The organism is Corynebacterium ciconiae DSM 44920 (assembly GCF_030440575.1).
GTDB lineage: Bacteria > Actinomycetota > Actinomycetes > Mycobacteriales > Mycobacteriaceae > Corynebacterium > Corynebacterium ciconiae.
Genome location: NZ_CP047189.1, coordinates 1,814,757 through 1,840,487 on the forward strand (window position 1 = coordinate 1,814,757; position 25,731 = coordinate 1,840,487).

Sequence of the window (25,731 nt, forward strand, 5' to 3'; positions counted from 1 at the left end):
AGTTTCGCTGCACCACCCATTCAGCCGCGCCATCCAGCCAGCCGCGCCCGCGCCCTACCGCAGGCTGCGCACTCGGTGGCTCGCTGCGTCGACAAGCCCTGCGCGAACGCACAAGCGCACGCCCCCTAGCAATCGTCATGCCTGGAGCGTGCGCTTAGCTGCGAGGCCGCGAGGGCTACTTCTTATCCTTTGCGGCTTTCTTGTTTTTCTTGTTCTTCTTCGACTTGCCGTTCTTCTTTGACTTGCCCTTCTTCTCCTCGCCGTCAACCTTGTCCTTTTCCAGCTTGGCGGCCACGTCCGGCACGTAGCGGAAGTCCGAGCGCGGCGGGCGCTCGTAGTTGGTTTCCGCCTCGGGCCGCTCGGGAATCTCCGGCAGCTCGCGGTCGATCTTCTCGTACGGGATGGTGGACAACAAGTGGCTGATCACATTGATGCGAGAGCGCTTCTTATCCTCGGATTCCACGGTGTACCAGGGCGCGGAAGGGATGTCGGTGTGGATGAACATCTCGTCCTTGGCGCGGGAGTAATCCTCCCAGCGCGTGATGGACTGCAGATCCATCGGCGAGAGCTTCCAGCGGCGCAGCGGATCATTACGGCGCGACTTGAAGCGCTTCACCTGCTCCTCATCCGACACCGAGAACCAGTACTTGCGAAGCATGATGCCGTCTTCCACCAGCAGGCGCTCGAAAATGGGGGCTTGGTGCAAGAAGCGGCGGTACTCCGCGGAGGTGCAAAAGCCCATGACACGTTCCACTCCGGCTCGGTTGTACCAGGAGCGGTCGAAGATCACGATTTCCCCGGCGGTGGGCAGCCGCTCGATGTAGCGCTGGAAGTACCACTGGCCTTGCTCGCGGGAGTTCGGGGCCGGCAGCGCCTCAATGCGGCAGGTGCGCGGGTTGAGGTATTGGGTGATGCGCTTGATTGCGGAGCCCTTGCCGGCGGCGTCACGGCCTTCCATGACAATCACCACGCGGGCGCCGGTTTCCACCACCCACTGCTGCATGTCCACCAGCTCGGCTTGGAGGCGCTTGAGCTCTGACTCGTAGGCCTTCTTCGATAGCTTCGGCGGGTTAGTGAAATCCTTCGTGTCCTTCTTGCTCATAAAAACCAGCGTACCTGACGATTCGCTGAAAAAACCGGCTTATTCAGCACGAAAGGGCCACAGCGCTTAGCGCCGTGGCCCGTGCGGTAGTGGCTACGGGGATTAGTCCTCTACAGAGAACTCAGCCATCTTGTCCCACTCGGTCTTGCCCTCGATGACGGTGTTGATGATGTCCGGGGTCTTCACCAGCAGGTGCGGCATGTCCTCGCAGGCCTTCTTAAAGTGATCGGAGTTCACGTGCGCCTCGGCGGCGTCATCCTTGAAGCCCTCGATGAGAATGTAGCTGTTGGGCTCATCGGTGGAGCGATACCACTCGAAGAACAGGTTGCCCTCTTCGGCGCGGGTGGCCTCGGTGAACTCGGCGACTTCCTGGCGGAAGGTCTCCACGTACTCGTCCTTAACGGTGAATTTTACGTTGATCAAGATCATGGCCCCAGCCTACGAAAATTCCCAGCCCGCGGCCAGAAGCGCAGCGCAGCGCTAGCCTTCCATCTCCTCACCCAGCTCCAGCCACTGCATCTCGAGGTCTTCGGCACGCGCGCGGGCATCCTTCAGCGCCGCATCAAGCTCGATCATCGCCTCCTGATCCACCGCTTCCGCCGCGGCGGCCATCTTCTCATTGAGGGAGTCGATCTCCGCACGCACCTTATCCAGCTTGCGCTCGGTGGCGGCCAGCTTCTTCGACAGGGCTCGCCACTGCTTCTGGTCTACCTTCTTCGCGCTTGTCGACGCTTCCTTGGTGCCCACATTCAGCGGTCCCGAGCTTTCCGCGGCTGCCAACTCATCGCGGCGCGCGAGATACTGTTCAATCCCGCCCGGTAGATTCGTGAGCCCGCCATCGCCGAATAGCGCCCACGTGGAATCCGCGATGCGCTCAATCAGGTAACGGTCGTGGGAAATCACCACGAGGGTGCCTGGCCAAGAGTCCAGCAGCGATTCCAATTCCTGCAGGGTATCGATGTCTAGATCGTTGGTCGGCTCGTCGAGAAGCAGCACATTCGGCTCAGCCATCAGCACCCGGGTGAGCTGCAGTCGACGGCGCTCGCCACCGGAGAGATCCTTAATCGGGGTGCGCTGCCTTTTGGCGGAAAAGCCGAGGCGCTCTGCTAGCTGAGAAGCCGAGAGTTGCTTCTTTCCCAGCTCCACATAGCTGGCCACATCCTCCACCGCGTCGAGCACGCGGCGGTTGGGGTCGAGATCATCGAGCTCCTGGCGCAGCCAGCCGAGGCGTACCGTTTTGCCCTCGATGCGTCGGCCAGCATCGAGCGGATGCTCGCCGGCCAGTGCTCGCAGCACCGTGGTCTTGCCGGAGCCGTTCACCCCGACCAAACCGATGCGCTCGCCCGGCGCGAGACGCCACGTAAGATCCTGCACCAGCACCCGGCCATCCGGGGTAGAGATCGTGGCATCTTCCAGCTCGATCACCACTTTGCCTTGGCGGCGTTTGGAAAAGGCCATCAGCTCCACGGTGTCGCGCGGGGCCGGCACATCAGAGATCAGCGCCTCGGCGGCCTCGATGCGGTAGCGCGGCTTCGAGGTGCGAGCCGGCGCGCCGCGACGCAACCAGGCCAGCTCCTTGCGGACGAGATTACGCCGGCGCTGTTCCATGGCATCGGCCTGGCGGGCACGCTCGGCGCGGGCGAAAGTCCAATCGTTGTAGCCACCCTCGTAGACGTCCACGGTGCCGTCGTGCACCTCCCAGGTGTGGGTGGCCACGGTGTCGAGGAACCAGCGATCGTGGGTAACCACCACTACGGCGAGGTTGCGCTGCAGCAGGTGATCCGCCAACCAGCGCACCCCCTCCACGTCGAGGTGGTTGGTGGGCTCGTCGAGCACCACCAGGTCTAGATCGCGCACCAGTGCCGCGGCGAGGTGGGTGCGGCGTCGCTCCCCGCCGGAAAGCGACGACACCGAGGTATCCAGCCCCAGATCCACGATCCCCAACCCAGAGAGCACATCGCGCACCTTGGCGTTGGAAGCCCACTCGTAGGTTTCGAGGCCGAGCTGTTCGAGCACCACCTCCCCCACGGTGCGGGTATCGTCCAGCTTCGCCCGCTGAGTCACCACCGCCATGCGCAGCTCTTTATTGTGCGAGACCCGTCCGGAATCTGGGGCGAGCTGGCCAGACAGGATCTCAATCAGAGTGGTTTTACCGCCACCATTGAGCCCCACCACCCCGATGCGGTCGTGCGACTGCACGCCCAAACTCACGGAATTGAGTAGGGTCTTTAGCCCGAAGCTCTGACTCACGTTTTCCAGATTGATCAAATTGGCCACGACGGCGGGTATGTCCTTTTCCACTAGTTGGCGTCGATATGCAGGGCGGGCATGCGGGAATCAGCCAGATCGGCTAGGTATCGATGCTCCCGATGCCTTGGGGCACGGTGTGCACGGCGAAGGCGTCAAAAACGGTGCCGGAGTCGCGCAGATCCTCGGCCACCACCTCGGCCGCATCAGCGCTGTCGCAGAGAAACGCCGTGGTGGGCCCAGAACCGGAGACGATACCGCATAAGGCGCCTGCATCCTTGCCTGCGGCCAATGTGGCGCGCAGCGCCGGCATGAGCGATAGCGCCGCCGGCTGCAGATCATTGTGCATCTCGGCGGCCACCGCCGCTGGCTTCCCGCTCACCAAAGCCGTAGCAAGAGCTGAGGTGTCTGTGTTTGGCTCAGCGGTCTTGCCGGCGGCGCGCATCTCATCGAGCTTGGCAAACACCTCTGGGGTTTTCAGCCCCTGCTTCTGAATCCCTAGCGCCAGATGATAGGTGCCACGGCTCAGCATCGGCACCAACCGCTCGCCGCGGCCGGTCCCCAGCTGTGTTCCACCCACCAGGCTAAATGGCACATCCGAGCCCAACTCCGCGGCGATCTCGAGCACCCGCTGCCTAGGCAGCGGGGCGTAATCACTCAAGGCGTGCAACACGGCGGCCGCGTCCGCAGAACCACCCGCCATGCCGCCGGCGGTAGGAATGCCTTTGTGAATATGGATATCGAGCACCGGCAGCTGGATCTCAGGGTGGTTTGCGGCCACCTCCGCGAGGTAGCGGCTCGCGGCGGCAACCACAAGGTTGCTGGCATCAAGCGGCACCGAACGCGCCGCCAAACCTGAGGCGCTCACACTCGCCACATACTCTCCGAGCTGAGCCGGGCCCGAGGCGGGGCTTAGCCGCACCACATTGTGATTAGACAGGGATTGAAACACGGTGGTGAGCTCATGGAAGCCGTCCGCGCGGGCAGCACCCACCCCGAGGAAGAAGTTGATTTTGGCGCAAGCGCGCACCGAGGTGGTGGGAAAACTCATGCGCCCGCGTCCTCACGACTAGCCACCGCAATATCCACAAACTCCTGCACCCCGAGGCGTTCGCCACGCAGGGTGGGATCGATGCCCGCCCGGCGAAGAATCGCCTCGCTGCGTTCACCGGAACCGAAGTGCCCCGCCAGTGCGGCGCGAAGGGTTTTGCGACGCTGCGCAAAAGCGGCGTCCACGATCGGAAAGACCTCCGCGGCGCTCGCCTGCCACGGCATGGCATCACGATCGAAGCAGTCGATGCGCACCAAACCGGAATCGATCTTTGGGGCAGGCCAAAACACGTTCTTTCCGATCACCCCGGCGCGGCGCACCGAGCCATAGTAGGCGGCCTTCACACTCGGCACCCCGTAGATCTTGCTGCCCGGTTGTGCCGAGAGCCTATCCGCCACCTCTTTTTGCACCATCACCAGCACCCGAGTGAGCGAGGGGAACTCCGCCAGAATGTGCATCAACACCGGCACCGAGACGTTATAGGGCAGATTCGCTGCCAGCACGGTGGGCTTGGTTGCGCACTCCTCATGGGAGAACTCAAGGGCGTTGCGGTTGTGTACCTCCAGCCGGGCGGCGGCAGCACCGGCACGCGCCCTCGCCGTGGCCGGCAACTCGCCCGCTAGGCGCGGGTCGATCTCTACGGCCGTAACCGAACGGGCGGCCTCCACCAGCCCGAGAGTGAGCGAGCCGAGCCCAGGGCCGATCTCGATCACATCGTCGGCAGCGGTGATATCGGCGGCGGCGATAATCATGCGCACAGTGTTGGGATCATGCAGGAAGTTTTGGCCCAGCTTCTTCGTCGGGCTCACATCGAGCTTCTCTGCGAGCTCGCGAATCTCCTTCGGCCCCAGTAGCTGTACGGCGGTGCCGGAAGCTGAAGCGGCGCCATCCTCGGCGTGCGGCGGCGGTGCGGTCGTCATAGTTTCTTCAGTCTAGTGGGTCCGTGGCCCGCACCCAGCACAGAGGCGCGCAAGGACCCGCTGAGGCAAGCCGGGAATGCTGGGACGAACTGGCGCGCGCAGAAAAAAGACTTCCCGCCGCCACCATCAACGATGGCAGGAGCGGGAAGCCGAGAAAACTATCGAGGCGCGATCAGTGTGCCGCGCCATCTGCGGAGGCTGTTAGCGGATGCCCAGCTTCGCGGTGCAGGCGGGCCATGCGCCCCAGCCCTGAGCGGCCTGAACCCGCTGGGCCACGTCGATCTGCTGCTCGCGGGTGGCCTGCCCTGCGGTGGGGGCGTACTGGCCACCGCCATAGGCCTGCCACGTGGAGGGGGCGAATTGCAGGCCACCGGAGTAGCCATTACCGGTATCGATACTCCAGTTGCCGCCGGACTCGCACTGGGCGATCTGGTCCCACACGCTGCCACCAGCCACAGCCGGCGCGGCGGGCTTCACGCCCCGCTTAATGGTGGCCGGAGTGGAGGGGCGCAGCTCCTTTTCACGGATAGTCACAGAGGCCACCTCCTTGCCGTTGACCAACGTGACCTTGCGGGTGATCTCCCGCTCGCCCGGGGTTGCCTCCTGCTCGACTACTTCGGCACCTTGCTCCAGGCTCTCATCATCCACGTACACCGGATCGGCGGTAAAGGGCTGGGTATCGGTGACTTCCTTTTCCTCCACGCGCTTGACGTCAATGGACATCCCGCGGGTGACAGGGGTGTTCGGGGCGGGGCTTACCTCGTCCTTCTCACCTAGGGTGATCCCGCGCTCCTTCAGCACATCACCCACGGTCTTTTCCGCCACCTTGGAGTAGGTGATGGCACCGCCATCGTTGATGGTGATGATCTTGGACTTAATCACGTCCACGGTGAGCCCGTCACGCGGAATCACGGTGGTGCCGTCCAAGGAGATCAGATCGGAGGGATCCACCATGCCGAGCTCTTTAAGCAGCTCATCGACAGTGAGGGCGGTGGAATCGACAGTCTTTTCCTCACCGTCAATCACCACAGCCACCTGCTTGGCGCTGCGCACAGTGATGGTTTGATCATCACTGATGGCACTCTCCGGGCTGGGGCTAACGAGATCGCGGTCCTCGGCCGGAATATCAGCCTCATCGAGCGCAGCACCCACGGTGGCCGAGCCGGTGGCTAGGTTGATGGTCTCGCCATTGAAGTCGATCGTCACATCGTTTTTGCCCACAGCATTGGCCGAGACCACACCACCGACCAACAGGGTGGCCAGCATGCCGCCGGTGGCGACGCGCAGCGGAGTGGAGCTAGAGCCGGTGCGGTTGATGCGAGCCTTGGTACGGATTCCCATGAAACCAGTTGTCCCTTCACCGTAAGCGGTGTGTCGTGGTGATCGTCTATCGTGCGCAGCCGGCGGATCGGAGCGTGGTGTCCCTCCCCCGCTGTCGCAATGGATGTAACAGTACGGTAACAATTCCGCAATGTCTAGAGATTTCCGCCACCCTGACTGAAATGTCTTAGATATCAGACCGTGCAGGATAGAGACCTTTCCGTGGGGAAACCACAGCCGTCACAGCCGCCCCTACCGACTCACGCATGTAGCAGATGTGGCATCTCATCCCGATGCGCACGCTCATCCGCCACCCCCGCCACACCAAGGTGCTTTTGCTCACATGCACTCGCAGCACGCCCACCTCGGCGGTAGCTAACTAGGCACGCCCACCAGCCTGCCCCTCTAGCCCGCTGGCGTGAAACACTAGGATGAGACCGCCGCCTGAAAACACATAATGACCCACGCGTGAAGGACCCTCATGTTCTCCCCCAGCGATATCCCCGCCACCCTACTTCGCGACCACTCCATCAAGCTCGTCGTTGCCGATATGGATGGCACTCTCTTGGGTGATGACCACCAGATTCCCGCCGGACTGTGGCCACTTTTGAGCCGCCTGGACCGGGCCGGCATCACCTTCGCCCCTGCCTCCGGCAGGCAATACGCCACCTTGTACGAGCAGTTCAATGACCCCGCGGCACAGGTGGCACCTCGCTGCTTCATTGCGGAAAACGGCACCAATGTGGTCTGCGACGACACCACGGTGTCCACCACCATGATCGCCCCAGATATCGTGCGGGAGGTAGTGGGGAAAGTGGGCCGGCTTGCCGCCCGCGGCCACGATGTGGGCCTCGTTGTCTGCACCCCCGAGGTGGCCTATATCGACCGCACCGATCCCGCCTTTCTTGATCAGACCGAGCGCTACTACGCCTCGATGCGGCGCGTGGACTCGGTGGCAGAGCTCAGCCCAGACAACGTGATCAAGATTGCGATCTTCGGGTTCGACTCCGTCGAGGAGACCATCTACCCGCATCTCGCCAACTTCACCGGGGTGGCAAAGGTGGCCGTCTCTGGTGCGCACTGGATCGACGTGATGTCCCTCGAGGCCGATAAGGGTCACGGGCTGCGCCACTTGTGCTCACAGTTGGGAATATCGCCCGAACAGACGCTCGCTTTCGGCGATTATCTCAACGATTGTGAGCTGCTCCAGCAGGCGGGAGTGGCCGTGGCCATGGCCAATGCGCACCCCCGTATCGCCGAGCTGGCCGATTACATCGCCCCGCCCAACAGCGACCAAGGAGTGCTCACAGTACTCACCCGTCTGCTCGACGGGTGCGACTACGTATCGAGCTGATACACCCGACGGAAGTTTTCCGCGGCCGCGGCGGTGAATTCCGCCAACTCCATCCCGCGCGCGTGGGCAATGCACGCGGCGGTATGGCCGATGAACGCTGGCTCATTGCGGGCACCCCGAAACGGCTCCGGCGTCATGTACGGCGCATCGGTCTCGTACAGGATCTGATCAAGGGGCACTTGGGCTGCTGCCTCGCGCAGATAATCGTTGCGTTTAAACGTGACATTGCCGGCAAAAGACAGCACATAGCCGCGCTCCCACGCCTGCTGGGCTACCTCCAGCGGCGAGGAGAAGCAGTGCAAGATCACGGTCTCAGGCTGTGGGGCGCTAGCAAGCACCCGCATGAGATCTGCATCGGCCTCGCGGTTGTGGATCATCAACGCCTTGCCGCTCTCCACCGCTAAATCAATGTGGAAACGCAAGGCTTCTTCCTGCACCTCAAGCGGAGCGCACCAGTCTTGCTTACCGATCCAATACGTATCAAGGCCTGTCTCCCCGATCGAGACACACTGCGGATTCTGGGCGAGCTGAGTCAGCCGCTCACGGGCGCTGTCATCGAGTTCTCGGGCACGGGTGGGGTGAATGGCGCACGCCGCCCACACCCGATCCAGCTGGGTGGCCACCTCTAGCGCTTGCTCGGCCTCCTCGAGGCCATCGCCCACGGTCACCAACGCATCTACCCCCGCGGCGCGGGCGCGCTGCACCACCGCTTCCGGCTCATCTGGGCAGGAGGTGAGGTGCGTGTGAGCGTCGATAAGCCCCGATGCCCCAGCGAGCGGAGTGGGAACAGGCCGCTTCTTTGATCCCATCGCGCTAGCTCACCACCGGCGCCCAGGACGGGCCTTCCTCGGCCAGCGCCGGGTCGAGCTTGTGCACCAGCGGCTTCGGCTTGGACAGCGGCGTGCCAGGAACGCACTCGATGCGCTGCCACGTGGCCTGCTGCTGGGTGTAATCACCCATGATCACCGGATAGGTCTTGTCCTTAGCTGGCAGGCCCACGCCCACCGGCTCCACCGGCATGTCATCGGCCACCTCACGCACCTGCGGGGTGGCGGCCCACTCACCCTCACGTCCCAAGGTTTCGTGCACCTTCTGGGCGGTGTGCGGGATGAAGGGGGTGAGCATGGTGTTGCAGTCAGACACCACCTGCAGCGCAGTCCACAGCACCGTGCCCAGGCGTTCGCGCTGGGTGTCGTCCTTAGCCAGCTTCCATGGCTCGTTCTCGGCGATATAGGCATTGGCCTCGCCGACAATGTGCATCACCTGGCTGATCGCGGCCTTGAACTTGGAGTGCTCCAGGTTCTCACCAACCTCCACGAAAGCCCGCTCCGCCTGCTCCAACAGCGCCTGATCAGCGGCGGTGAGATCACCCGGGGTGGGGATTTCGCCGAAGTTCTTATACGCCATGGACACGGTGCGGTTGACCAAGTTGCCCCAGCCATTAGCCAGCTCATTGTTCACTCGGCGCACAAACTCGTCCCAAGTGAAGTCGGTGTCATTGTTCTCGGGGCCGGCCACCGCGATGAAATAGCGCAGCGGATCAGGGCCGAACTCTTGTAGGAAGTCCTTGACGTAAATCACCACGCCCTTAGAGGAGGAGAACTTCGAGCCCGACATCGTCAGATACTCGGAGGAGACGACCTCAGTGGGAAGATCCAACTCGCCAAGCGAGCCTGCCTCGCCACCGCGCGAGCCCTGTCCGCGATAGCCCAGCAGCTCCGCCGGCCAGATCTGGGAGTGGAAGGTGATGTTGTCCTTGCCCATGAAGTAGTAGGAGCGGGTGTCTGGGTTGTTCCAGAACTCGCGCCACGCCTCGGGCTTGCCGCTGCGATACGCCCACTCGATAGACGAGGACAGGTAGCCGACCACCGCGTCGAACCACACATAAAGCTTTTTGGCGTTGTTGTCCTCCCAGCCCTCAATGGGCACGGGCACACCCCAGTCGATGTCGCGGCTCATCGCGCGTGGGCGAATATCCTTCAGCAGGTTCATGGAGAACTTCAGCACGTTCGGACGCCAATCCTCGCGCTCGTTCAGCCAGCTCTCCAACGCCTCGGCGAGGGCGGGAAGATCGAGGAAGAAGTGCTCGGTCTCGCGGAACTCCGGGGTCTCACCATTGAGCTTGGATACTGGGTTGATCAGATCCGCCGGATCTAGCTGGTTACCGCAGTGATCGCATTGATCGCCGCGGGCACCATCGGCGCCACAGATCGGGCAGGTGCCCTCGATGTAGCGATCCGGCAGAGTTCGGCCGGTGGATGGCGAAATTGCGCCCTGGGTGGTCTCTTTGACCATGTAGCCGTTGTCATACAACCCGCGGAAAAGCTCCTGCACCGTGGCGTAGTGATTGCGGGTGGTGGTACGGGTGAATAGATCGTAGGTCAAACCCAGCCCGGCGAGATCTTCCACGATCTGGCGGTTGTAGCGATCCGCGAGCTCTTGGACCGCCACCCCTTCCTTTTCCGCCTGCACGAGAAGCGGGGTGCCGTGCTCGTCGGTCCCAGAGATCATCAACACCGTGCGGCCACGCATACGCTGGTAGCGGGCAAACACATCGGACGGTACGCCGAAGCCTGCCACGTGACCGATGTGGCGGGGGCCGTTGGCGTAGGGCCAAGCAACTGAGACGAGCACAGATTCAGACATGCCTACGAGCATAATTGATAGACAGCTAAGTCTAAGACTTAGGCGCCATATGCTTATCGACGCCACCCTCCCCCACCCGCACCACAGCGGTCCGCAGGCTTGAGCCCACTCGGCGGTTGCTTAACGCACCCGGCGGTCGGTCGCGAGATCGAACAGGTGCCTCAACACGGCCCCGTTCTGGCTGGTGCGTAATCCCCCGTGCTCGTACTCGCTGGTGATGTACAGCTTGACGTGGTCCAACAACTCGCCTGTGTCGAGGGAGAAGTTGAGGGGAACGAAGACGTCGTTGGCATACACCGCAGCCGCGCCGCGAACACCGGATGCCTTGAGCGCCTCGGCATCGTAGAGACTAGGCCACTCGTGCTCGGCGAGGATCTCTGCCACCTCGGCCCACGGTTGAAAAGCGGGGACGGTCTCAGACCATTCTTTAAACACGTGCTCGCCGAGCAGCAGCGTGGGATCGTCCTTGAATTCCTGGGGCATGCAGCGCTGCGCGGCCCAGTTGGTCACGACCCCATCGGCGTAGGAGGATTCGTGCAGCACATAGTAGAGCGGGTTGCGCCCGCCATAAGGCAGAAGCCCTGCGAGATCGTAGGCAAACTGGCTCGAGCTGGGGTCGAGCTGTAGCAGCTGGTAGAGCTTCAACCAGCCATCATCCGAGCCGAGGCAGTGCCCCAGCGAGCGCAGGCGCGTCTCCGAGACCACCTCGCCATCAGGCAGCACGATCTGGCCCGCGCGGGCAGCCTCGACCAGGTCGCGCATGGTCTCTCGCAGCTGCGGGAAGCGGCGATAAAACTCCTCGGAGTTGCGCCGCATCCGGCGATAGCACTCGGTGTAGACCTCATCGGCTGTGCGCCCCACCGCAGAAAGCCCACCGGTGAAGTAGCAGGTATCCAGCGATTCCGGGTGGGTGGAGATGTAGTGCAGGGTGCTGAACCCGCCGAAGGATTGCCCCAGGGTGCACCACGTGTCCACGCCGAGGATTGTGCGTAGCGCCTCGGCGTCGCGCACAATGCCGTCGGCGCGAAGGTGAGTAAGATACTCGGCCACCTCCTCGGCGCTGCGGCCTTCGAGGATGCGCTCGTCCACAGGGCTGGAGTTGCCGGTACCGCGCTGATCGAGCATCACCACCTGGTAGTGCTCTAGGGCTGTGGGCAACCAGGAGGGCTCTGCCGGCTGGGCGCATGGGCGCGGCGCCTCTACCCCGGGCCCACCTTGCAGGAAGAGGAGATAGGGCTTGTTTTCCCCACCGGGGCCTGTGACCACGCGGGCGAAGACATCGATGCTGCGCTCATCCTGCGGGTCCGCGCTGAGCGGCTGGGTGAAGGTGATGGAGGTAAGCGTGAGCTCACCGAGATGCTGAGTGGAGGTTGTGTGCTTCATAGGGCCACAGTGTAGCGCCGGTACCGGACACCTCAGCGCCCGCGGCGATACGCGCCTGCATAAGCGCACAAGACACCGCCCTGTCCCCTTGACTTTCGGGGACAGGGCGGTGAGCTATGTGACGCTAAGACGCGTTTAGGTCATCTTGCGCGCTTTACGACGCACCTCGTTGCGACGCTCCTGCGCCTGCTTCCACTCGTTGTACACGCGGCGCTCGCGGGCCAGCTTCATAGCCCAGCGCTGCTGCTCCTTGTGATCCAGATAGAGCTTGTCATTACTCAGATCCTTGTACAAGGCAACCATGAGCAAAATGATCACCACGAGGAAGGGCGAGGCGGCCACGATGGTCACGTTCTGCAGGTTCGACAGCGAGTCTTCGCCGTCACCAATCAGCAGCAGCGTCAAGCCGATGCCGGCGGTGAGGATACCCCATGCTGCGGAAACATAGCGGTTGGCCTCGATGGCGCCGTTCTGGCTCAGCGAGCCCATCACCGTGGAGGCGGAGTCCGCGGAGGTGATGAAGAAGGTGGCCAGCAGCACCATGGCTACGAAGCCGGCGATGAATCCGCCCGGCAGCTGGTGCAGCAGATCGAAGAGCTGACGCTGGCTATTGCCATCGCCCCAGATGGACTGGCCGCGCTGTTCGAAGGTGATGGCGGTGCCGCCGAAGATGGAGAACCACACTGCGGACACAGCGGTGGGAACGAGCATCACACCGAGGATGAACTCACGCACGGTGCGGCCGCGGGAGATGCGCGCCAGGAACATGCCCACGAAGGGGCTCCAGGAAATCCACCATGCCCAGTAGAAGATGGTCCAACCGGAGACCCACTCGGCGGCCTCGGGGTTGCCATTGTTGGCGGTACGAGCCGCCATCTCGAAGAACTGGGAGAAGTAGGATCCCACAGAGGTGGGCAGCATGTTGAGCACGTTCACGGTGGGGCCCACCGCAAAGACGAAGATGGCGAGCACAGCTGCCATCACCATGTTGGCGTTGGAGATGTATTGGATGCCCTTACCCACACCCGACATTGCGGAGATGATGAAGCAGAGGGTGAGGATCAGCACGATCATGATCACGGTGGAGTTCTGCGGATCTTCAATCACGCCCGAGGCATCCAGGCCGGATTTAATCTGCAGGGCACCGATACCCAGCGAGGCTGCGGTACCGAAGACGGTAGCGATCACCGCGAGAATATCGATGAGCTTGCCAATAATGCCATTGGCGCCACGCTCGCCGATCAGCGGAATAAATGCCGAGGACAGCAGCTGCTTGCGGCCAAGGCGGAAGGTGGAATAAGCAATGGCCAAGCCGACGATCGCGTAGATCGCCCACGGGTGCAGCGTCCAGTGGAAGAGCGTGGAGGCAAAGGCCGAAGAAGCCTGGTGGTCTGGGTGTCCGGGCACACCATTGCGGTAGAAGGTCAACGGCTCGGAGGTACCGAAGAACATCAGGCCGATACCCATGCCGGCGGCGAACATCATCGCGATCCAGCTGGGGGTGGAAAACTCGGGCGCATCGCCATCAGCGCCGAGGTTAATATTGCCGAACTTGCTCATGGCCACATACAGAATGAAGGCCACAAATACCGTGCCGAAGAGCACGAAGGCCCAGCCCAGCTTGTCAATCACCTGGGCGAAGGCGTTGTCAGCAAACGTGGCGAAGCTATCGGGCAGGGCCAAACCCCACACCACAATAGCGATCACCACAGCCATCGAGGGGACAATGATGCCCCAGCTGAGCGGGGCATTCTTGTCCTCATAGGCGCCGTAGTCATCAAACTCGGCGGCGGCTTCGTCGTAGTTGTAATCGGCGTCGGAGTCGAGGAGAGAGGCGAACTCGTCCGCGGCGGTGGTGCCGCTGGAGGTCTCCGCGCTGCCCGAGGCGCTGGTGGCCTGATCGGACTGCGTGGCCGTGTTCGCCGACGCGTGCACCGCGTGGGTGTCAGCGCCGGATCCTCCGGTCTCATCCGCGGCAGAGCTGGCTGCCGCATCATTCTGGTCAGAAGTGCTCATACTTCTACCTTGGTGAAGATCGACCTAATTGCCAAAAGCACCCGGCGGCCAGATGGGGCGAAAACCGCAGCATAGGCGCTTCTTTAGCATGCTCAGAGACTGCTCAGCATGGGCTCAGCCACCGCACAGCAACGCCCATCCGCCCTGTTCAGCTCGGCGTTTCGCCCATCCTACCGGCCACCACCCCACACGAGAAGATCACAAAACGGTAACAATTCGCTCTCGCTGGGGGCCTGCGGTGGGGATTGTTGTCTCGACCACATCACAAGCTGTGCTGCGGCCACTGCGGTCGTTTCCACATCCACAGGCTGAGCTGGGCTACGCAGCAGCCCGAGGTAGCTAGCCGCGGCGGGCAATCACGGCGTCGTACAGCTCGTTTTTAGAGACCTTGTACTCCTTGGCCAGGTCCTTGGTCACCGTCTTTACCCGCTCGCCCGCTTCCACGCGTTCGAGGGCACGCTCCACGATATCCTCGAGGCTGCTCTCGGCTGTGCCATCTGCACCAGCGATCACCACCGAGATCTCCCCCTTCACGCCGCCAGCGGCCCACTCGGCGAGCTCGCCGAGACTGCCGCGCTTGATCTCTTCGAAGGTTTTGGTGAGCTCGCGACACACCGCGGCCTGCCGTGAGGAGCCGAGAATCTCGGCCGCCTCGGCGAGAGTGGCGGCAATGCGGTGCGGGGATTCGAAAAAGCACACGGCGCGCTCTTCGCTGCGCATCGATTCGAGCCAACTGCGGCGCGCCCCAGCTTTGCGCGGGGCGAAACCATCGAAGCAGAACCGCCCCACCGGCAGCCCCGACAGTGCCAAGGCGGTGGGAACAGCGGAGGGGCCAGGCAGACAGGTCACCGGCACCCCCGCCTCGTGGGCGGCCTGCACGAGCGGAAAGCCTGGATCGGACACGCTCGGCATGCCTGCATCGGTGACCACCAGCACCGAATAGGCGCGGGCGGCGGCGATGAGATCCTCCACCCTGGCGCTTTCATTGTGGTCGAAATTAGAGATCACCTTGCCCCTGATCTCTACGCCGAGAGCTGCGGCCAGCGACCGCGTCCGGCGAGTATCTTCCGCTGCAATGATGTCCGCCTGCGCCAATGCCGCGAGCAGCCGCGGCGAGGCATCGTAGATATTGCCCAGCGGCGTGGCCGCGATAATCACCCCACGGGGCAGGGGTTCGCGGTAGGCCGGCGGAGTGGGAACGGACGCAGAGGAGATATCCATGGCCTCTAGCTTCTCACACGCCCGCGCGGCGCTGCTCGCCTCCACCCCAGCCTGCACACATACCTGCGAGCGCTACACCGCTCAGACGCTGCAGCCCACCTACAGGCCCACTGCTTTAGCAGTGTCCTGCTTTCCACTTAAACTATGTAGCCATGAGTTCAGCCTCGGCGAGTGCGCATAGCGCCGTTAACCCGCCCTCCGATTCCCCTCCCCGCCCTGCCGCCCAGACCCAGCTGCTTAACCGCGAGCCTTTTTCTGGGTCGACAGCGGTGGGCGGGCGCCGCGCTAAGTCCGCGTCGCTAACCTCTGAACTCACCTGGAGCCGCAGCGATAGCCTGGCTTTCGCGATCATCGGCGTGCTGTCTGTACTCACCCGCTTCATCGGCTTGAGCACTCACACTGCTAGCGGCACCCCTGTGTTCGATGAGAAACACTATGTTCCCCAAGCCTACGACCAGCTGCGAAGCATCCACGGCCAGCTTGGGTTGCTTGCCGGCGGCGGCATCGAGTCCAACCCAGGCTATGGGCTGGTCGTGCACCCGCCTTTAGGTAAGCGGCTGACTGCCCTCAGCGAAGCCGTCTTCGGCTATTCCCCGCTGGGCTGGCGGGTGATGGCTGCTGTGTTCGGCAGTGTGCTCGTGCTCGTGATCATGGCACTGGCTCGCCGCATCTCTCGTTCCTTAAGGGTCGCTATCTTCGCCGGCATTCTCGCGCTTGTCGACGGCGTCCTGCTGGTCATCTCCCGCTTCGGCATGCTGGATATCTATCTGGTGTTCTTCGTGCTCTGCGCCTGCTATGCCTTCATTCGCGACCGCGAACAGGTTGCCCGGCTCGCCCGTATCCCCGGCCCGCCGCCGCTGCGCTTTGGCCTGCGTCCGTGGCTAATCACCTGCGGCCTGTTCTTCGGCTTGGCGTTGTCGGTGAAATGGTCGGGGCTGTATTACATGGCCTTTTTTGGCGTGGTCACCGTGTGGTGGGACGCCTGGGTGCGCGCCGGCGCTGGGGATAAGAAAGCTGTGGTCCGGACACTGCTGCGCGATGCCCCAAAGGCCTTTGTGTATCTAGTGATCATTCCAGTGCTGTGCTACATCTTCAGCTGGCGCGGCTGGTTCGCGGCCGAGACGTCCTCCTTTAGGCATGCGGCAGAGGAAGGCAAGATCGAGGACGGCGCCTGGTATGCATCGCTGCCGGATACCCTGGCCAGCTGGGTGTATTACCACGACAAAATGCTGAGCTTCCACTCCTCACTCACCAACTCCAATGGCCACGAGCACCCGTGGGAGTCGAAGCCGCTGAGCTGGCTGGCAGCGCTTCGGCCAGTCTTGTTTTACTCCAATACTGATATCGCCTGCGGCGATTCCACCTGCCGCCGCATGATCTTCCTCTACGGCACCCCGATCATCTGGTGGCTCACCGTGCCTGTTTTGGTGTGGGCGATCGTGCAGTTTTTCCTGCGCGGGCGCGGCGCGTATCTGATGGTGCTCCTCGGCTTCGGCGCCGGCTACATCCCGTGGCTGCTCTCCTATGACCGGCAGATGTATTTCTTCTATGCCGCGCCGCTGATCCCCTTCATCATCATTGGGCTGGCATTGATCTTGAACCAGATGTGGGGACGAGGCCCAACGCTGCGTCGTCACGCCAGCGATGGCACGGGGTTTGCTGCCAAGCTACGCGTACACACCTGGCATATCGGCAGCGTGGCGGCGGTAGCGTACCTCTCGGCAGCAGTGGTGTGCTTTGCCGTCTACTCCCCCATCCTCTACGGGATGCTGATTAGTGACGATTACTACTTCACCATCATGTGGCTGCGCAGCTGGCGTTAGGCCTTCTCCGCCCGCCTCAGCGCAGCTCGGCGCTGGGTGAGGGTTGTGCCGATAGTTGGCGCCACGCCAGTTCGAATGCCACAAGGCCTCGATCGGCTAGCCAGTAGCACAGCAGCACCAGGGCGCTAAGGCCCACCAGCACCAGCCAGTACACGCTGTCGCGATCGAGTGTGCCGAGCACCATGTCGCGCGCCCCGAATCCGAGGCTGAACGTAAACAGCGCCCCGTAGACCGGCAGCAATCCCACCGCGATGCGAGAGCGCCACACAGCAAAGACCAACCCAAAGGCCAACGCGAGACGCACCGTGGCTCCCTCGACGAGCATGCGTGCCAGATAAGGATCGAGATCTTCGCCCTGCCATGTCTGCTGCACGGTGGTGGAGGCGACGAAGAGCTGAATGGCCCAGAACAAAAACGCGATCGCACACACCACGAGCACCACGCGGCTCATCCCCACCCCGATCGCGCGTCGCGATGCTTGTCGACGCCGCTGCGGCTCCACCCCAGCCAGAATCAGCTCCGAGAGATCCGGTGGGCTTGCCTCCGCTGAGCCGGCGGTATCGGCGACGCAGAAGTTGAGGCTGCGTTTGAGCGCCGCCGCGTCATTGACAAAGGCTTGGCACTGCTCGCAGTGGGCCAGATGGGCGTCGAGCGCATCGTCGTTGATGCCGGTAGGTTCGCCGTCGAGGCGCGCGGACAACGCCGCCTGCACCTGCGCACAATCCATCATCGAGTAAGGGCTCCATCGATACTGACGCGCCCTGAGCCGAAGACGATCACCATAATCAGCGCGGCGATGAGCACCAGCACGTATTCGAAGCCGCCCGTGCCCACAAACACCCCCGAGTCAAGGTGCACGAAGTACAGGGCTCCAGCCATCACGAGTGTTAGCACAGCTGCGGCAATGGTGGTGAGGAATCCGACCACGAGCAGCCCGCCGCAGGCCAGCTCAGCCACCATGGTGATATAGGCGGAGAGCTTGGGCTGTGGCACATGCATCGCGCTGAACGCGCCGATGGTCTCATCCATGCCGTCGATCGCGATCTTCTGCCAACCGTGCGCGATAAAGACGAAGCCGAGCACGGCGCGCAGGAACAACAGCGCTGCGTCCCTCGTTGCTGGTTTGTCCATGGTTCCTAAGATTAACACCCTTAAGTCTCACCCTAAGCCGCGTAGTTCAACGAGGTTGGAGGGCCCCTTCGCGGCGGCGGATCACCTAGGCACTAAGGGCGAATCACTCATCCCACATCATTCGCCCCACATCGCGAGGACAGCGCGCGCCGCTTGTGCCAGTTCGCTGCCATAGGACGGGCCGTGGGTGGCGGCGTGTACCGCCAGTGGATGCATCTGGTGGAGCGGGATGAGCTCCTGCCAGTTCTCCTCCAGCGGGGCGATGCTGCGATAGCCGCGCACGATGTGGTCAAAGAATGGTGCCCCAAACAGCGCCAGCATCGCGATGTCTGTTAGGGCTGCCCCGCCGTGTGCGGCGGGATCGATAAACACAGGGCCTTCCTGAGCGAAGAGCAGGTTGCCTGCCCACAGATCGCCGTGGATGCGCGCGACTGGCGGGTGATAGTCAGCCGATTCTATGCTTGCGCAGGCCGCTCGCACGTCATGATAATCCTGCTCGGAGAGGTTGCCGCGCTCTCGCGCCATCTCGGCGAAGGGCAGCACGCGCTGCGCCGGATAGAATTCTCTCCACGTCTCTCGCGGTATGCAGTCCTGCGGTTGGGTACCGATGAAATTCTGGCCCTCAAATCGTTTCCCGCTAGGTGCCGGTGGGGCGCCGTGGGCATCGGCGCCGCCGCGGTGCATGAATGCCATCTGGCGGCCGGCCTCATAAGCGGCCTCGGGCGTGGGGCGTACCTGCTCTACGCGGGCGGTGACAATCGCTTCCTCAGAGGCTTCGCACACCTCCACTACTGCGGCTGGTGCCGCCTCCCGCAACCAGCGCAGGCCGGCTGCCTCGGCGAGGGCTGCGCCTGGCTCGTTGGGGCGTTTGATAAATACATCGTCTCCATAGGCGTCCATGCCTTCCAGCATGCCAAAGCAGAGCCTTCCTCTCACCCACCACCGTGTGCTGCCTGCTCCCCGAGCGCTAGTCACAGCGCGTTCGCGCCTGCTTCAGCGCGGCGGTGCTGGTGGCGGCGCGGATGGCCCACAAGCCCTAGTGCTGCGGGGGCTCCTCGGGATCATCGTGGCGCGGCTGGGAGACAGGATCGAGCACCGCGTCCTCGGCAGAAATGCGTGCCTCTGGAGTGTGCCCGGTGCTGTTTTCGCGATCTCGGCGCAACTCGGCGATGGAATCCTCAAGAAATTCGAGCACCGAACGCCACTGCACAGCGGTGCGCTGCATGTACTTGTCCAGCTCGTCGGTGACCGAGTGCTGCTCGGCCTCGCGCATCTCTTCTTCTGCTGCCTCAACTACCGCCCGCTCGGCCCGGGCGCGCGCCTTGCGGGCCCGCAACTCAGCCAGCTCCTTGCGCAGGCGAGCGACGTATTCCTCAGCCTCGGCGAGCTTTACTTCCAACTGAGCTTCCAGTTCAGTATCGCTTCGTTCACTCATGAATCCGTCTTCCTCACAGTTAGGAGGTCGTTGTACCTCTGTGTGCACAGTCGTCGCCGATCGGGATCACCCCGCACAGCGATCGCTCGTGCTCATTTGGGTGGCCTTCCTCGTGGGATAGCCACTGGGAAGTAGTGGGGTGCCACCAAGGGTACTCCCCTAGCGGCGTGGGTTCAGGCCACGTTAAAAACATAAGCCCTTACCGCCGATCTCGCAGGATGAAACTTGCAGCTCCCCACTCGAACAGCGAAACCCCAAGCGCTCGTCCTTCGCTTGGGGTCACGGTTGCGGCATCAGGGCGATGTGGTGTCCTCGCGCGGGGTCTGCACGGACGGTGCTTTCTCCGCTGTGCTCTTAGGGCCTTCATCCTCGGAGCTTGTCGACGCCACCTGCTGCTCTGCTACCTCGTCCTGGTCCTCATCCTTGTGGCCGGGGCGCAGCTCTGCGATAGCGTCTTCCAAAAACTCGACGATGGTGTGCCAGTGCACGTGGGTCTGCTTGATGTAATCATCCAGATGATCCACCGCGTCATGCTGGAGATCTTGTTCCGCGACAGACTCGGGATCATCCGCCTTCTTGGACAGTGATGCGATGTCCGCCCGAATGCTGGCGGCGTACTTCTCGGCCTCGGCGAGCTTTGCCTTGAGCTTGGACTCGAGATCAGCGCCGCTATGGTCGGACATGAATCAGCTCCCTAGAAGATGTTGGTAGCCAGGATCAGCAGAAGCGGGACCACAACGAAGACGCCGACGGTCCACAGCACAGCCCAAATCTTACGCTCTGCAGATACCTTTGCCAGCAGTTCTGCACCCTTAGGGGGCAGCGGCCGCAGGAAGGGAAGGCCGAAAATGATCAGGGTGGCAAAGACGTTGAACAGCAGGTGCACGAAGGCGGCCTGCATAGCCAGGGTGCCCTCGCCGCCGCTGAAGCCAAACGCAGCGATCAGTGCAGTGATGGTGGTACCAATGTTTGCGCCCACGGTGAAGGGGTAGATCTGACGCAGGGTGAAGGTACCGGAGCCAGCGAGCGGCACAGCCAAGGAGGTGGTGGTGGAAGAGGACTGCACCATGATCGTCATCAGCGCGCCGGAGAAGATACCGGTGATCGGGCCGCGGCCGATAGCGTTGTGCAGCACGTCCTTTGCCTTACCCACCATGAGCACCTTGAGCAGCTTGCCGATGTTGTTGATCACCGCGAGGATGAGCACCACACCGAGCACGATCAGCAGACCACCGGTCCACACATCGCCCAGTCCCAGAGAACCAGCAGCACTCTTGAACAGATGAGCCAGCGGAGTGGTCACAGCCTTAACAAAGGATCCCAGGCCAGTGAACACGGTAGCCACAATGCCGCCGTCAGAGCCGTGAGTCTGCTCGGCCATCCAATGGGAGCTCTTCTCCAACACGCCGAACATCAGCTCCAGCGGGAGCAGGATGAGCACGGCCATCAGGTTGAAGAAGTCATGCACGGTGGCTGCGGCGAAGGCGCGTCGGAAAGCGTCCTTATCGCGAGCCATACCCAAGCTGACCAACGTGTTGGTCATGGTGGTGCCCAGGTTTGCGCCCATAAGCATCGGAATGGCAACAGCCATGGGCATGCCGCCAGCCACCAGGCCAACCACGATCGAGGTGGTGGTGGAGGAGGATTGAGTTAGCGCCGTGGCCAGAAGACCAATCATCAGAGCCACGAGCGGGTTAGAAGCAAAAGAGAACAGGGCTTCGGCCTGGTCGCCGGTGGCGACCTTGAAACCGGAGCCGATCACCTGAACGGCGGTGATCAGCACGTAAATGCCAATGACCACGCCGATCCAGTCGCGGATATTAGCTGCGGTCCCCTTCACCGGAATAAAGGAGAGGGGGCTGCGCGGAAGGGCGGCGTCACTCTGCGCCACCTGAGGCGCTTCCGTAGCGGTGAGTTCACGACTCTTGGTCTGCATGTAGTTCACATATCTCCGTATAGAGATGGACGAGGATCAGCTAAGAGTAAAAACCACCGACATAACGGCCTCACGAACCAAAGATGAACAAAGGATGAACACGCCACCCACACCACGTAATCGTGCCTGATAGAACCCTAAAAAAGCAGTGTTCTGTGATCTTAGACTCACATCGATTCTTCCTCGGCCTGCCTACCCCATCCACCACACCCACCCCACTAACCTCGCGCAGGCTAGGACGGTATTTCTCGACAGCGGTGTGCACGATGCCCTGTGCTCAACCAGTTGGGCCTGCTGTACAGCCCACTCCCCACCCCTATGTAGAGACCATAGGCCCCTTTCACTCTTCACTCACACCACGCTCGCTCTGCCCTGTGGCCCAGGATGAATCCGGCACATCACAGCCATGAACACACTGTGTCGGACGAGGGGGAAGACGCCGTAGAAGGCTATGAGGATACAAGCGCCAGAAACTCCCCTTAAGTGTTCGTTGCTGGAGATCACATTCTGACACGGAAGGTTTATCCATCGTGGCCACTTCAGCTGTTTACCCGATCCCCACAGCGTGTTCCCACTGCCCCATCTGTCGAGCTGGGCACGCATGAATCACAGGGCAGATCCACCTTCGCATCGCCTGCCCCAGGCGCGCTTCTCGCACTCTCGGCCGCTGGTTTTGTGGCGATCTTTACCGAAACCATTCCCGCTGGGCTTCTCCCCCAGCTGTCTCGTGGACTAGAGGTAGCAGAATCAGGCGCTGGCCAAACTAGTGAGTGCATACGCCTGAGGTTCAGTAGTTGCGGCAATTCCGCTGGTTGCTCTCACCCGAACCCTACGTAGAAAAAGAGTCCTCCTCGGCGCGATGGCCACTCTCGTCGCGTCAAATCTCGTCACCACGTTATCCCCATGGCTGATTCTGACCTTGGTGGCGCGCTGTGTGGCCGGAGCAGCCGCCGCCTTAGTGTGGGGCGTGCTGACTGGCTATGCCCGCGGCCTCGCCGCACCACAGCTCCAAGGACGGGCACTGGCCATCACCGGTCTCGGACAACCTCTTGCACTCGCAGGTGGCGTACCCGCCGGTGCATACGCCGCAACCATCATGGATTGGCGTTGGGTGTTTGGTCTCATCGCTTCAGGAGCAGCCTGTGTAGCACTGTGGATCGGCGCCGCGGTACCGGATAGAGCAGGCGGCAGCTGCCGCCGTCGCACCCGACTAGCGATTCTCACGCGAAGGCGCTCGGTACGGATCATATTGGGTGTCACCGGCATCTGGATTGTGGCCCATAATCTTCTCTACACCTACACCGCTGCCCCTGCTCGCAACCACAGACCTGCGCCTTGAGCTAGGGCTTGCGATCTTCGGCATTGCTGCTATCTCCGGGATTAGCTGCACAGGCGCAGTGATCGATCGCGCTCCTCGGCTCGCCACCTTGAGCTCACTGGCTGTGATGAGCCTCGCGGTCTCAATCTTCGCTCTCTCCAGTACCAGCGCGATCCTCGCAACGGCCGCTATAGCCCTGTGGGGACTTGGCTTCGGCGGGGCACCCGTACTGGTGCAGACAGCCCTTGCTGACGCTGCTGGGCAACACATCGATACCGCTCAATCTCTCTTCGTGACGGTATTCAACCTCGCCATCGCCTGCGGCGGCCTCATCGGCGGGCTTCTTCTCTCCCACGCGGGCGTCAACGGCCTCGTACTATCTTCAGCCGCTATGTGCCTATTCGCGCTATGTATTGTGCTTCTCGCACGTGGGAGCTTTTCTCGCAGTCGCTCGATAACGCATGCTGTAACCTAGCTGAAGAACGCCGATATGGCTGGTGCGGCGATATGTACGCCAAACTGGGATGCAGACTGTCACACAAACGTAGCCAGCGGATGACGTCTTGGGACGCCTCGGGTAATCCGAAGGGAATCAGTGCCCCACCGTTTTCCTTCCCTTCTGCTATCGCGATTACCCACCCCCGAATGGCGAAAACCCCTGCTCCCAGAGGAAACAGGGGTTTTGATCCGTGGAGCCAAGGAGAATCGAACTCCCGACCTTCGCATTGCGAACGCGACGCTCTACCAACTGAGCTATGGCCCCGCGCTGCGCCGAAAAAGTGTGTAGACCTCTGCGGTTCTAGCTCACGCGGCGCGGCTGCCTGTCATTGTAGGACGTTTCGGGCTCATCGTAGTAATCGTCATAGAAGTACTCGCCGGCGTCCATGGTGTCGAGGTATTCGAAGTCGGGGCTTTCATCATCCATGTCCAGCACCACGGCCCCGGGACGGCGCAGTCGTTGCGGCACTCCCATCTCTTCGTCGCGGTCGGTGCGCACACCAAGCCGTGCGCGGCGAAGGTGACGAAGGCGACGGCGGCGCAGCTGCTGCTCGGCGCGAACCTGCTGGCGCAGCGCGTAGAGGTACAGGCCAGTGAGCCCCATGGCGAGCAAGGCCACCAGCCAAGCCCAGCCGCCCACGATGATTCCTAGGGCCAGCCCCAGCAGTACAGAGACACCGAGTCCGACGAGGGTGCGCTGGCGCCGCTGGTAGCGCAGGTGCGCCCGATCAGCATCGGCCTCGGGGTCGTACCAACCGCGACCGCGTCGAGAAGCAGCAAACTCGCGATCCTCGTCGGTGGCTTCTTCATCGATCTCTGCGGCTTCGTCGTCGTAGTCGCTCGGCTCGATGATCTCATCGGCGTCGTCGTAGTGCGCAGCGGGGTGCAGCAGATCCGAGGGGCCGGCGTAGGAGCTGTCGATGTCGTAAGCATCCTCGGCCACCGGAGGCTCCGCGGCGATGTCCTCGTCCGCCACGACATCCTCGTCGAGATCTTCCGCGGCACCGGTGAGTTCCGCATCCTGCTCGTCCTCATCGGCCGGTAGCTCAGAGTCGCTGTTGTCTTCGCTCTCCTGCTCGGCGCTGATTACTGCACGCTCGGCGCGGGCGGCTTCCAGCTCGCGGACCACATCGCCATCGACCTCTTGGGCCACGGCCTCGGTGCTCGCGGCGGAGCGGCGGGGGGTGTCGTCAATCAGGATGTCCTCGGGATCTACTTCCTCCGCCTCCACTGCTGGCTGCGGGGTTTCGGCGCGGACATCACGACGAGACCACCGCGGGCGGGTTGCGCGCGGCAGATCCCCAGAGCCGCCTTCGTAGACCACGCGGGTTTCATCGAAGGCCTTATTGGTGCGGCGGATCGGCTTTTGACCTCGAAGTGCGAGGGGTGCAAGAACGAAGAGCCACACCACCACCATCACGGCGATCGCGACTGTACCTGACACTATTGGAGGACCTTCCTAACTGAGAATAAGTGTGGGATCATCGTCACCGACTATCCCCTCGCACCGCGAGCGGCTGGCGCGTGCACGCCCGCAACGAGGAGCGATCATCCCACTCTTGTCGGTACCTAACACTAGTTGTGGATGTTGTTGACATTCAGACAGCCACGCCGAGTCAGCCCATTATTTATTCCCTATATTCACAGCACGCACTCGGCCTTGTCGACGCAATCTCTCCACCGCAGGTATCGCATAATCGCTGCGCAGCAACCCCACGAGATAATGATCCTGCCACCGACCATTGATGTGCAGCGCGCCCCGCACATAGCCTTCCTCGCTGAAGCCGCAATGTTCGAGCACCGCGGCCGAAGCGGGATTGGTGGGCAGATAGGTAGCGGTCACCCGGTTGAGCTGAAGGTGCCCGAAGGCATAATCCACCCCGAGCGCGCAGGCGGCAGTGGCAATGCCCCGGCCGGTGTAGTCGCTATCTACCCAGTAGCCGATCCAGCATTCGCTGGCAGCGCCACGCTGAATATTGCCCAGGGTCACTTGCCCCATAAAGCACCCATCGAGCTCGATCACTAGGGGCACGATCTCGCCGTTGAGGCTGGCTTGGTCCAAAAGCCGGAAGGTATCTTTCCATGCCCGCACCGAATGGGCCTGCTCCCAAGTGCCGTCCACCGTGGGTTCGACCGGTTCGAGAAACTCGCGGTCTTTGATCCGCAGTGTCCGCCAGTCGGGGCCATCACTGAAATCCACCGGCCGCAGGCGCAGCCGATCCCCGTCGGGCAGCTCTACCGCGATGGTCGACCGCGGCTGGAGCTCGCTGGGAAGCATGTGCGAACGCATGCTGCGCCGTACGCGAGTGAACAAACCGAGCATAGTGACA

Annotated in this window: 23 protein-coding genes and 1 tRNA gene; 4 read left to right on the forward strand and 20 right to left on the reverse strand. The window is 62.4% G+C overall.

What is annotated here, in order from left to right:
- Positions 1-175 precede the first annotated feature (175 nt).
- The 6 genes from ppk2 to CCICO_RS07965 all read right to left on the reverse strand — a co-directional run bounded on the left by ppk2 (position 176) and on the right by CCICO_RS07965 (position 6,661).
- Positions 176-1,102, reverse strand: a complete 927-nt coding sequence (gene ppk2 / locus CCICO_RS07940; RefSeq protein WP_018019255.1) for a polyphosphate kinase 2 — start codon at positions 1,100-1,102, stop codon at positions 176-178.
- Positions 1,103-1,204: 102 nt separating this feature from the next.
- Positions 1,205-1,531 (reverse strand): putative quinol monooxygenase, encoded by a 327-nt coding sequence (locus CCICO_RS07945; protein ID WP_018019256.1) that lies wholly within the window; start codon positions 1,529-1,531, stop codon positions 1,205-1,207.
- Positions 1,532-1,582: 51 nt separating this feature from the next.
- Positions 1,583-3,379: an ABC-F family ATP-binding cassette domain-containing protein gene (locus CCICO_RS07950; RefSeq protein ID WP_018019257.1), complete on the reverse strand. Its 1,797-nt coding sequence runs from the start codon at positions 3,377-3,379 to the stop codon at positions 1,583-1,585.
- A gap of 73 nt (positions 3,380-3,452) precedes the next feature.
- Complete coding sequence (locus CCICO_RS07955; RefSeq protein WP_018019258.1) at positions 3,453-4,400, reverse strand: 4-(cytidine 5'-diphospho)-2-C-methyl-D-erythritol kinase; 948 nt, start codon at positions 4,398-4,400, stop codon at positions 3,453-3,455.
- Positions 4,397-5,320 carry a 16S rRNA (adenine(1518)-N(6)/adenine(1519)-N(6))-dimethyltransferase RsmA gene (gene rsmA / locus CCICO_RS07960; protein ID WP_018019259.1) on the reverse strand — a complete coding sequence of 308 codons (924 nt, stop codon included), beginning with the start codon at positions 5,318-5,320 and terminating at the stop codon, positions 4,397-4,399. The genes CCICO_RS07955 and rsmA overlap by 4 nt, the downstream gene beginning before the upstream one ends.
- Before the next feature lie 201 nt (positions 5,321-5,521).
- Positions 5,522-6,661, reverse strand: coding sequence for a resuscitation-promoting factor (locus CCICO_RS07965; protein ID WP_018019260.1), 1,140 nt, complete (start codon positions 6,659-6,661; stop codon positions 5,522-5,524).
- A 460-nt stretch (positions 6,662-7,121) separates the two neighbouring features.
- Between CCICO_RS07965 and CCICO_RS07970 the strand changes: the two genes are divergently transcribed.
- Positions 7,122-7,994 carry a Cof-type HAD-IIB family hydrolase gene (locus CCICO_RS07970; protein ID WP_018019261.1) on the forward strand — a complete coding sequence of 291 codons (873 nt, stop codon included), beginning with the start codon at positions 7,122-7,124 and terminating at the stop codon, positions 7,992-7,994.
- On the opposite strand, the gene CCICO_RS07975 is transcribed toward CCICO_RS07970, so the two are convergent.
- The 5 genes from CCICO_RS07975 to rsmI form a co-directional block, all read right to left on the reverse strand.
- On the reverse strand, positions 7,979-8,803 hold the full coding sequence (locus tag CCICO_RS07975; protein WP_018019262.1) for a TatD family hydrolase: 825 nt from the start codon (positions 8,801-8,803) through the stop codon (positions 7,979-7,981). The two genes, CCICO_RS07970 and CCICO_RS07975, sit on opposite strands and share 16 nt — an antisense overlap.
- A gap of 4 nt (positions 8,804-8,807) precedes the next feature.
- Positions 8,808-10,640 carry a methionine--tRNA ligase gene (gene metG / locus CCICO_RS07980; protein WP_026161370.1) on the reverse strand — a complete coding sequence of 611 codons (1,833 nt, stop codon included), beginning with the start codon at positions 10,638-10,640 and terminating at the stop codon, positions 8,808-8,810.
- Between the two features lie 120 nt (positions 10,641-10,760).
- Entirely contained in the window at positions 10,761-12,023 is a 1,263-nt protein-coding gene (locus CCICO_RS07985) for an alpha/beta fold hydrolase (RefSeq protein WP_018019264.1), read from the reverse strand.
- A gap of 135 nt (positions 12,024-12,158) precedes the next feature.
- Entirely contained in the window at positions 12,159-14,039 is a 1,881-nt protein-coding gene (locus CCICO_RS07990; protein WP_018019265.1) for a BCCT family transporter, read from the reverse strand.
- A 339-nt stretch (positions 14,040-14,378) separates the two neighbouring features.
- Entirely contained in the window at positions 14,379-15,260 is an 882-nt protein-coding gene (gene rsmI / locus CCICO_RS07995; RefSeq protein WP_018019266.1) for a 16S rRNA (cytidine(1402)-2'-O)-methyltransferase, read from the reverse strand.
- A gap of 152 nt (positions 15,261-15,412) precedes the next feature.
- Between rsmI and CCICO_RS08000 the strand changes: the two genes are divergently transcribed.
- Positions 15,413-17,083, forward strand: coding sequence for a dolichyl-phosphate-mannose--protein mannosyltransferase (locus CCICO_RS08000; RefSeq protein ID WP_018019267.1), 1,671 nt, complete (start codon positions 15,413-15,415; stop codon positions 17,081-17,083).
- 16 nt (positions 17,084-17,099) lie between these two features.
- On the opposite strand, the gene CCICO_RS08005 is transcribed toward CCICO_RS08000, so the two are convergent.
- From CCICO_RS08005 to CCICO_RS08030, 6 genes are all read right to left on the reverse strand, one after another.
- Positions 17,100-17,813, reverse strand: coding sequence for a zf-HC2 domain-containing protein (locus CCICO_RS08005; RefSeq protein WP_018019268.1), 714 nt, complete (start codon positions 17,811-17,813; stop codon positions 17,100-17,102).
- Positions 17,810-18,214 carry a DoxX family protein gene (locus CCICO_RS08010; RefSeq protein ID WP_018019269.1) on the reverse strand — a complete coding sequence of 135 codons (405 nt, stop codon included), beginning with the start codon at positions 18,212-18,214 and terminating at the stop codon, positions 17,810-17,812. Before CCICO_RS08010 ends, CCICO_RS08005 begins: the two co-directional genes overlap by 4 nt.
- A 117-nt stretch (positions 18,215-18,331) precedes the next feature.
- On the reverse strand, positions 18,332-19,126 hold the full coding sequence (locus CCICO_RS08015; RefSeq protein ID WP_018019270.1) for a fructosamine kinase family protein: 795 nt from the start codon (positions 19,124-19,126) through the stop codon (positions 18,332-18,334).
- Positions 19,127-19,250: 124 nt separating this feature from the next.
- Complete coding sequence (locus CCICO_RS08020; protein ID WP_018019271.1) at positions 19,251-19,649, reverse strand: hypothetical protein; 399 nt, start codon at positions 19,647-19,649, stop codon at positions 19,251-19,253.
- A 293-nt stretch (positions 19,650-19,942) separates the two neighbouring features.
- Positions 19,943-20,332, reverse strand: a complete 390-nt coding sequence (locus tag CCICO_RS08025; protein ID WP_018019272.1) for a hypothetical protein — start codon at positions 20,330-20,332, stop codon at positions 19,943-19,945.
- Positions 20,333-20,343: 11 nt separating this feature from the next.
- On the reverse strand, positions 20,344-21,585 hold the full coding sequence (locus CCICO_RS08030; protein ID WP_156809824.1) for a Na/Pi symporter: 1,242 nt from the start codon (positions 21,583-21,585) through the stop codon (positions 20,344-20,346).
- 808 nt (positions 21,586-22,393) lie between these two features.
- Between CCICO_RS08030 and CCICO_RS11385 the strand changes: the two genes are divergently transcribed.
- Together CCICO_RS11385 and CCICO_RS11390 are read left to right on the forward strand one after the other, a co-directional pair.
- Positions 22,394-22,924, forward strand: coding sequence for an MFS transporter (locus CCICO_RS11385; RefSeq protein ID WP_435869253.1), 531 nt, complete (start codon positions 22,394-22,396; stop codon positions 22,922-22,924).
- Positions 22,839-23,378, forward strand: a complete 540-nt coding sequence (locus CCICO_RS11390; RefSeq protein WP_156809825.1) for an MFS transporter — start codon at positions 22,839-22,841, stop codon at positions 23,376-23,378. Before CCICO_RS11385 ends, CCICO_RS11390 begins: the two co-directional genes overlap by 86 nt.
- Before the next feature lie 215 nt (positions 23,379-23,593).
- On the opposite strand, the gene CCICO_RS08040 is transcribed toward CCICO_RS11390, so the two are convergent.
- The 3 genes from CCICO_RS08040 to CCICO_RS08050 all read right to left on the reverse strand — a co-directional run bounded on the left by CCICO_RS08040 (position 23,594) and on the right by CCICO_RS08050 (position 25,679).
- Positions 23,594-23,666, reverse strand: a tRNA-Ala gene (locus CCICO_RS08040).
- A 36-nt stretch (positions 23,667-23,702) separates the two neighbouring features.
- Entirely contained in the window at positions 23,703-24,845 is a 1,143-nt protein-coding gene (gene sepX / locus CCICO_RS08045; RefSeq protein ID WP_018019274.1) for a divisome protein SepX/GlpR, read from the reverse strand.
- A gap of 180 nt (positions 24,846-25,025) precedes the next feature.
- A complete protein-coding gene (locus tag CCICO_RS08050) occupies positions 25,026-25,679 on the reverse strand; it encodes a GNAT family N-acetyltransferase (RefSeq protein WP_301354504.1) in 654 nt (217 codons plus the stop codon).
- Between the last annotated feature and the right edge of the window lie 52 nt (positions 25,680-25,731).

What these genes read in the sequence shown, in the direction of transcription:
- ppk2 (WP_018019255.1), bottom strand. Translation starts at nt 1,102, where the DNA reads ATGAGCAAGAAGGACACGAAGGATTTCACTAACCCGCCGAAGCTATCG.
- CCICO_RS07945 (WP_018019256.1), bottom strand. Translation starts at nt 1,531, where the DNA reads ATGATCTTGATCAACGTAAAATTCACCGTTAAGGACGAGTACGTGGAG.
- CCICO_RS07955 (WP_018019258.1), bottom strand. Translation starts at nt 4,400, where the DNA reads ATGAGTTTTCCCACCACCTCGGTGCGCGCTTGCGCCAAAATCAACTTC.
- rsmA (WP_018019259.1), bottom strand. Translation starts at nt 5,320, where the DNA reads ATGACGACCGCACCGCCGCCGCACGCCGAGGATGGCGCCGCTTCAGCT.
- CCICO_RS07965 (WP_018019260.1), bottom strand. Translation starts at nt 6,661, where the DNA reads ATGGGAATCCGTACCAAGGCTCGCATCAACCGCACCGGCTCTAGCTCC.
- CCICO_RS07970 (WP_018019261.1), top strand. Translation starts at nt 7,122, where the DNA reads ATGTTCTCCCCCAGCGATATCCCCGCCACCCTACTTCGCGACCACTCC.
- CCICO_RS07975 (WP_018019262.1), bottom strand. Translation starts at nt 8,803, where the DNA reads ATGGGATCAAAGAAGCGGCCTGTTCCCACTCCGCTCGCTGGGGCATCG.
- metG (WP_026161370.1), bottom strand. Translation starts at nt 10,640, where the DNA reads ATGTCTGAATCTGTGCTCGTCTCAGTTGCTTGGCCCTACGCCAACGGC.
- CCICO_RS07985 (WP_018019264.1), bottom strand. Translation starts at nt 12,023, where the DNA reads ATGAAGCACACAACCTCCACTCAGCATCTCGGTGAGCTCACGCTTACC.
- CCICO_RS07990 (WP_018019265.1), bottom strand. Translation starts at nt 14,039, where the DNA reads ATGAGCACTTCTGACCAGAATGATGCGGCAGCCAGCTCTGCCGCGGAT.
- rsmI (WP_018019266.1), bottom strand. Translation starts at nt 15,260, where the DNA reads ATGGATATCTCCTCTGCGTCCGTTCCCACTCCGCCGGCCTACCGCGAA.
- CCICO_RS08000 (WP_018019267.1), top strand. Translation starts at nt 15,413, where the DNA reads ATGAGTTCAGCCTCGGCGAGTGCGCATAGCGCCGTTAACCCGCCCTCC.
- CCICO_RS08005 (WP_018019268.1), bottom strand. Translation starts at nt 17,813, where the DNA reads ATGATGGATTGTGCGCAGGTGCAGGCGGCGTTGTCCGCGCGCCTCGAC.
- CCICO_RS08010 (WP_018019269.1), bottom strand. Translation starts at nt 18,214, where the DNA reads ATGGACAAACCAGCAACGAGGGACGCAGCGCTGTTGTTCCTGCGCGCC.
- CCICO_RS08015 (WP_018019270.1), bottom strand. Translation starts at nt 19,126, where the DNA reads ATGCTGGAAGGCATGGACGCCTATGGAGACGATGTATTTATCAAACGC.
- CCICO_RS08020 (WP_018019271.1), bottom strand. Translation starts at nt 19,649, where the DNA reads ATGAGTGAACGAAGCGATACTGAACTGGAAGCTCAGTTGGAAGTAAAG.
- CCICO_RS08025 (WP_018019272.1), bottom strand. Translation starts at nt 20,332, where the DNA reads ATGTCCGACCATAGCGGCGCTGATCTCGAGTCCAAGCTCAAGGCAAAG.
- CCICO_RS08030 (WP_156809824.1), bottom strand. Translation starts at nt 21,585, where the DNA reads ATGCAGACCAAGAGTCGTGAACTCACCGCTACGGAAGCGCCTCAGGTG.
- CCICO_RS08050 (WP_301354504.1), bottom strand. Translation starts at nt 25,679, where the DNA reads ATGCTTCCCAGCGAGCTCCAGCCGCGGTCGACCATCGCGGTAGAGCTG.